General features: G+C 35.9%; 9 protein-coding genes and 4 tRNA genes. All 13 read right to left on the reverse strand.

What is annotated here, in order from left to right; all coding sequences use genetic code 11:
* Positions 1-66: 66 nt before the first annotated feature.
* The 13 genes from rplJ to rpsU all read right to left on the reverse strand — a co-directional run bounded on the left by rplJ (position 67) and on the right by rpsU (position 6,047).
* The gene (gene rplJ, locus B0A80_RS09030; RefSeq protein ID WP_017496726.1) at positions 67-570 is read right to left on the reverse strand and encodes a 50S ribosomal protein L10; all 504 of its coding nucleotides are present in this window, start codon (positions 568-570) and stop codon (positions 67-69) included.
* A 22-nt stretch (positions 571-592) separates the two neighbouring features.
* On the reverse strand, positions 593-1,282 hold the full coding sequence (gene rplA / locus B0A80_RS09035; RefSeq protein WP_017496725.1) for a 50S ribosomal protein L1: 690 nt from the start codon (positions 1,280-1,282) through the stop codon (positions 593-595).
* Positions 1,283-1,295: 13 nt separating this feature from the next.
* The gene (rplK, locus tag B0A80_RS09040; protein ID WP_008466923.1) at positions 1,296-1,733 is read right to left on the reverse strand and encodes a 50S ribosomal protein L11; all 438 of its coding nucleotides are present in this window, start codon (positions 1,731-1,733) and stop codon (positions 1,296-1,298) included.
* 67 nt (positions 1,734-1,800) lie between these two features.
* Positions 1,801-2,352, reverse strand: coding sequence for a transcription termination/antitermination protein NusG (gene nusG / locus B0A80_RS09045; protein WP_017496724.1), 552 nt, complete (start codon positions 2,350-2,352; stop codon positions 1,801-1,803).
* 11 nt (positions 2,353-2,363) lie between these two features.
* Entirely contained in the window at positions 2,364-2,561 is a 198-nt protein-coding gene (gene secE, locus B0A80_RS09050) for a preprotein translocase subunit SecE (RefSeq protein ID WP_008466927.1), read from the reverse strand.
* Positions 2,562-2,580: 19 nt separating this feature from the next.
* Positions 2,581-2,651, reverse strand: a tRNA-Trp gene (locus tag B0A80_RS09055).
* A 63-nt stretch (positions 2,652-2,714) separates the two neighbouring features.
* The gene (gene tuf / locus B0A80_RS09060; protein ID WP_017496723.1) at positions 2,715-3,902 is read right to left on the reverse strand and encodes an elongation factor Tu; all 1,188 of its coding nucleotides are present in this window, start codon (positions 3,900-3,902) and stop codon (positions 2,715-2,717) included.
* Positions 3,903-3,957: 55 nt separating this feature from the next.
* Positions 3,958-4,029 (reverse strand) — tRNA-Thr (locus B0A80_RS09065).
* A gap of 84 nt (positions 4,030-4,113) precedes the next feature.
* Positions 4,114-4,194: transfer RNA gene (locus B0A80_RS09070), tRNA-Tyr, on the reverse strand.
* Between the two features lie 123 nt (positions 4,195-4,317).
* Positions 4,318-4,391 (reverse strand) — tRNA-Thr (locus B0A80_RS09075).
* A 90-nt stretch (positions 4,392-4,481) separates the two neighbouring features.
* Positions 4,482-4,784, reverse strand: a complete 303-nt coding sequence (gene hpf / locus B0A80_RS09080; RefSeq protein WP_017496722.1) for a ribosome hibernation-promoting factor, HPF/YfiA family — start codon at positions 4,782-4,784, stop codon at positions 4,482-4,484.
* Between the two features lie 31 nt (positions 4,785-4,815).
* Entirely contained in the window at positions 4,816-5,712 is an 897-nt protein-coding gene (locus B0A80_RS09085; protein ID WP_089077076.1) for a tyrosine-type recombinase/integrase, read from the reverse strand.
* A 140-nt stretch (positions 5,713-5,852) separates the two neighbouring features.
* Positions 5,853-6,047, reverse strand: a complete 195-nt coding sequence (gene rpsU, locus B0A80_RS09090) for a 30S ribosomal protein S21 (RefSeq protein ID WP_070905495.1) — start codon at positions 6,045-6,047, stop codon at positions 5,853-5,855.
* Between the last annotated feature and the right edge of the window lie 268 nt (positions 6,048-6,315).

Raw genomic sequence — 6,315 nt, forward strand, 5'->3', positions numbered from 1 at the left:
AAAATTATATTTTGTTTATTGTGCGCTATTTAAGCAGCAAGGAGAATAAACTCCCTGCGATAATTATTATGCTTCAGTTTCTTCTTCGCTACCTGCGAATTTGTTTTGTAAAGCAGAAATAATTCTTTGAGCTGGTGATTGTAACAATCCAATAAGTTCTCCAAGAAGTTCTTCTTTAGACTTAATAGTTGCTAATGCATCTAATTGATTGTCTCCAATGTAAATTTCATTATTAATGAAAGCACCTTTTAAAACTGGTTTATCAGATTTCTTACGGAAATCTTTGATAATTTTTCCAGGAGCATTAGCTACATCAGAAATAAATATAGCACTGTTACCAGTTAAAACTGTTGGTAAATCACCATAATCATTAGCAGAAGCTTCCATTGCTTTTGCAAGCAAAGTGTTCTTTACAACTTCTAATTTGATTCCAGCTTTAAAACAAGCTCTACGTAAGTTTGAAGTTGTCTCTGCGTTTAAACCAGAAATATCAGATACATAAATGATATTTGTACCAGCTAACTGCGCAGTTAAATTTTCAATCGCGATTGATTTTTCTTCTCTAGTCATACTAAAAATTTTTAACTACCAATTATACTGCTTTTGGGTCTAATGCGATAGCAGGACTCATAGTGCTTGTAAGGTGAATACCTTTAATGTAGGTACCTTTAGCAGCAGTTGGTTTAAGTTTTATTAATGTTTGAATAATTTCGTGTGCGTTGTCAACAATTTGCTCAGCTCCAAAAGAAACTTTACCAATTCCTGCGTGAACGATACCAGTTTTATCAACTTTAAAGTCAATTTTACCAGCTTTAACCTCTGCAACAGCTTTTGCAACATCCATAGTTACAGTACCTGTTTTAGGGTTTGGCATTAAACCTCTAGGTCCTAAAATACGACCTAATGGACCTAATTTACCCATAACAGCTGGCATAGTGATGATTACATCAACATCTGTCCAACCATCTTTAATTTTTTGCAAATAGTCATCAAGACCAACATAGTCTGCACCAGCTTCTTTAGCTTCCGCTTCTTTATCTGGAGTAACTAATGCTAATACTTTAACATCTTTACCTGTTCCGTGAGGTAATGTAACCACACCTCTTACCATTTGATTCGCTTTTCTAGGATCTACACCCAAACGAACTGCGATATCAACAGACTCATCAAATTTTGCAGAAGCAACAACTTTCAATAATGCCGCAGCATCTTTTAGAGAGTATAATTTGTTCTTTTCAATTTTTGAAGCAGCCTCTTTTTGCTTTTTTGTTAATTTTGCCATGTCTTTTTCTTAATTAAAAAGGAGCATCTCCTGATACAGTTATACCCATAGATCTAGCTGTTCCAGCAACCATACTCATAGCTTTCTCAATTGTGAAAGCATTTAAGTCCGGCATTTTGTCTTCAGCGATAGTTCTAATTTGTTCCCAAGTAACGCTAGCTACTTTTTTACGATTAGGCTCACCAGAACCAGATTTTAGCTTTGCAGCTTCCATTAACTGAACTGCTGCTGGAGGAGTCTTAACGACAAAATCAAATGATTTGTCTTTATACACAGTGATTTGCACTGGGCAAATTTTGCCAGGTTTATCCTGAGTTCTAGCATTAAATTGCTTACAGAACTCCATGATGTTAACCCCAGCAGCTCCTAAAGCAGGTCCAACCGGTGGCGACGGGTTCGCAGCACCTCCCTTAACTTGTAGTTTAACTACCTTACTAATTTCTTTAGCCATTTTTAAAAAATTTATCACTGTAATCAATGGAAGCGATTACAATGGTTTATTATAGTGTAACAAAAAATTATACTTTTTCAACTTGCATAAAACTCAATTCTAATGGTGTTTTTCTTCCGAAAATCTTAACCATAACTTCAAGTTTACGCTTTTCTTCATTGATTTTTTCAACCGAACCGTTAAAGCCGTTAAAAGGACCATCGATCACTTTTACCGTTTCACCCAGGCTGAAAGGAATAGCACGAGTATCTGTATTAACAGCCAACTCATCCACTTTACCTAACATTCTATTTACTTCAGAAAGTCTCAAAGGAACCGGTTCCCCGCCTTTGATCTCACCTAAAAACCCAATTACACTAGTAATTGACTTAATAATATGAGGTATCTCACCAACTAAATTGGCTTCGATCATAACATATCCAGGGAAATAAACTTTATCCTTAGACATTTTCTTTCCTTCTTTTACAGTAACTACTTTTTCTGTAGGTACTAAAACTTGGGAAACATAATCGCCCATACCTAATCTGGCAATCTCGGTTTCGATGTAAGCTTTGACTTTATTTTCTTGCCCGCTTACAGCTCTAACCACATACCATTTTTTCACATTATTATCTGCCATCACAAAAAAAATTATCCTTTTAACCAGTTAAAAAATCCAGCCAAAGCTTTTGCAAAAAATTCGTCTACTCCCCATGTTGCCAAAGCGAACAGAATCGAAAATACAGCTACAACAATTGTCAATTTTTGAACCTCAGCCCAAGCTGGCCAAGTAACATTTGACTTTAACTCTTCGAAAGCCTCTGATAAATAATTAGTAACTTTTGTCATTTGATATATTTTTTTATTGCACGGGCGGAGGGATTCGAACCCCCATCAACGGTTTTGGAGACCGCTATTCTACCCTTGAACTACGCCCGTAATTAAAAGCCAGTGATTTCAATTAAGAAAATCAGCTGGCTTTTTTTTTATTTTTTTATAGGATTATCCTACGATTTCAGTTACCTGACCTGCTCCTACAGTTCTACCACCTTCACGGATAGCGAAACGTAAACCAACACTCATAGCGATTGGGCTTAATAAAGCAACATTGATAGTCAAGTTATCTCCTGGCATTACCATCTCTACTCCTTCTGGTAAAGTAATAACTCCTGTTACGTCAGTTGTACGTACGTAGAACTGTGGACGGTAGTTATTGTGGAATGGAGTATGACGTCCACCTTCTTCTTTTTTCAAGATATAAACCTCTGCTTTGAAAGTAGCGTGTGGTTTTACTGATCCTGGCTTAATGATAACCATTCCTCTTTTGATAGATTCTTTATCAATACCTCTTAACAATAAACCTACGTTATCTCCAGCTTCACCTCTATCAAGGATTTTACGGAACATCTCAACTCCTGTAATAGTAGAAGTTAATTTATCAGCTCCCATACCAATGATTTCAACTGGATCTCCTGTATTAGCAATACCTGTTTCGATACGACCTGTAGCAACAGTTCCACGACCAGTAATTGTAAATACGTCTTCAACCGGCATCAAGAATGGTTTTGCTACGTCACGCACTGGCTCTTCGATCCAAGCATCAACAGCATCCATTAATTCAATGATTTTTGGTACCCAAGCAGGATCATTATTCAATCCTCCTAAAGCAGAACCTTGAACTACAGGACCATTATCTCCATCATATTCGTAGAAAGATAATAAATCTCTAATTTCCATTTCAACAAGCTCTAACAACTCAGCATCATCAACCATATCCACTTTGTTCATGAAAACAACGATTCTTGGAATACCAACCTGACGACCTAAAAGGATGTGCTCACGAGTTTGTGGCATTGGACCATCTGTAGCAGCAACTACTAAGATAGCTCCGTCCATTTGAGCTGCTCCAGTAACCATGTTCTTTACGTAATCCGCGTGACCTGGACAGTCAACGTGAGCGTAGTGACGGTTAGCTGTTTCATACTCTACGTGTGATGTATTAATAGTAATACCTCTTTCTTTCTCCTCTGGAGCGTTATCGATTTGATCAAACGATTTTGCTTGACAGTAACCAGCATCAGACAATACTTTTGTAATTGCTGCAGTTAATGTAGTTTTTCCGTGATCCACGTGTCCAATTGTACCTATGTTTAAGTGCGGTTTGGAACGATTAAAATTCTCCTTTGCCATTTTACTTAATTTTTAATCTTAGTTATATATTAATTTTCAATTTCCTACTTACTTGAGCCAACTACGGGAATTGAACCCGTGACCTCTTCCTTACCAAGGAAGCACTCTACCCCTGAGCTAAGTCGGCAGAGAGTTCTGACTTTTAGATTTAGATCTCAGATTTTAAAAATCCGAAACCGATAGCCCAAAACCTTAACTTCTTCTTTATTTGTGGGGAGAGCAGGATTCGAACCTGCGAAGTTCACACAGCAGATTTACAGTCTGCCCTCGTTGGCCGCTTGAGTATCTCCCCTTAATAATTTATGATTTCAGAATCCTGATTTTAGATTTAACCCCAAAACTTCACCCTACTAACCACAAACCATTTTCAATAATTTTTAAGAACCAATTTCAAATCGCATTTGAAATATTTTTGAGCCGATAGAGGGACTCGAACCCACGACCTGCTGATTACAAATCAGCTGCTCTAGCCAGCTGAGCTACATCGGCAATTACATTAAAAAAGTCCGCTATTTCTAACGGACTGCAAATGTAGCTATTTTATCTTTGAATCAAAACATTTTTTGAAAAAAATTTCAATTATATATGCGCTCTTATTTTTTCTTTCCTTTTAACAAGTAATCTTTCTAAAGATTCTGCTGAAAGCTCAACCGCCTCTTCAAATGTCTTACACTGCTTTTTAACTAAAAAATCATCCCCCGGTACATTAATCTTAATCTCTACTGCTTTATTCTCCTTATCACTTGTTCTTTCCACTTTTAAAAAAACATCCGCCGAAACAACACGATCATAATATTTCTCCAATTTATCCATTCTTTCCTGAATAAAATCTACCAATTTTCTGTCAACAGTAAAGTTAACTGCATGAACATCTACCTTCATAATACAAATTTTAGGGTTAAACATTTCAGAACTATTGTTTATTCCTAGGATGCGCATTTGCATACACTTTTTTAAGCTCCGCTAAACTATTGTGAGTATAAACCTGTGTAGACGCTAAACTCGAATGCCCCAATAATTCCTTAACTGAATTTAAATCTGCTCCGTTATTTAATAAATGAGTCGCAAAAGTATGCCGAAGCACATGCGGACTCTTTTTTACCTTTTCAGAGACTTTACTAAAGTAAGAATTTATTAATCGATACACAAAAGATTCACTCAATTTTAACCCTTTGCCTGAAATAAAAAAATACTCTTCATCTACTACCTTTTCAATCAAAGCTCTTTCCCGCAAATACAATTTCATCTGCCCCGCAATTATTGGCAATATCGGAACAATACGCTCTTTATTTCTCTTCCCCAAAACCTTCAACAAACCAGAAGACAAATCAACATCACGTTTCATTAAATGAATCAACTCAGCCCTCCTTATCCCGGTGGCATAAAACAAATCTACAATAAGCCTGTCACGAACCTCCTCGAACCCACAAGGATCACCAACCTCCAACAACAAATCAGTCAGCTCTTTTTCAGAAAAAGGAATCTGGATAATCTTAGGCGTTTTCAATGCTTTATGTTTCAACATCGGACTCACTTCAATTTGCTTTGTTTTCAAAAGAAACCGATAAAACGCTTTCAAAGACGACATTTTTCGATTAACAGAAACATTCGAAACACCCTCATCCACTAAAGAAACAATCCAACTTCTAATTTGACCATAATTCACCCCCTCAATTCCCTCTTGCTCAAAATTAACCCTATTAAATTCTTTAAAAGAAAAGACATCATTCAAATAAGCCGTAACCGTATGAACCGAATACTTCTTCTCCAACTCCAGATAATCACGAAACGCCTCTACATTTGATTTCATAAAAACACAATTCTTACAACACCTGTTAGTCCGATAAAAAGAAAACCAACCCAGCTTAAAATTAAACACAAAAAAACCGTTAGTATCAAAATTAATTCTTTTTGATAACTAACGGTAATTATTTTAAAAAAAAGCTACTACTAACTCTCTAAACTATCTTTCAATGTTTGGATGTAAGCCGCTTTTTGAATTTGAGCTCTTTTGATAACAGAAGGCTTAATAAAAGCAGTACGTGCTCTTAATTGACGAACAGTTCCTGTTTTATCAAATTTTCTTTTATAGCGCTTTAATGCTCTATCGATATTTTCTCCGTCTTTAATTGGTATAATTAACATAATATTGACACCTCCTCTCGTTAAGGCTGCAAAAGTATGTATTAATTATGGATTATGGATAATAAATTGTGATTTTTTTTAGAAAATAGAATATAGAGCAAAGAATAAAGACTTCGATACTGCGTATCCTGCATTCTTCATCACGCGATTTTTTTTAGAAAATAGAATATAGAGCAAAGAATAAAGACTTCAATACTGCGTATCCTGCATTCTTCATCCTGTGATTTTTTTTTTAGAAAATAGAATATAGAGAATAGAACAAAGAATA

This window comes from Flavobacterium tructae (genome assembly GCF_002217475.1).
Classification (GTDB): domain Bacteria; phylum Bacteroidota; class Bacteroidia; order Flavobacteriales; family Flavobacteriaceae; genus Flavobacterium; species Flavobacterium tructae.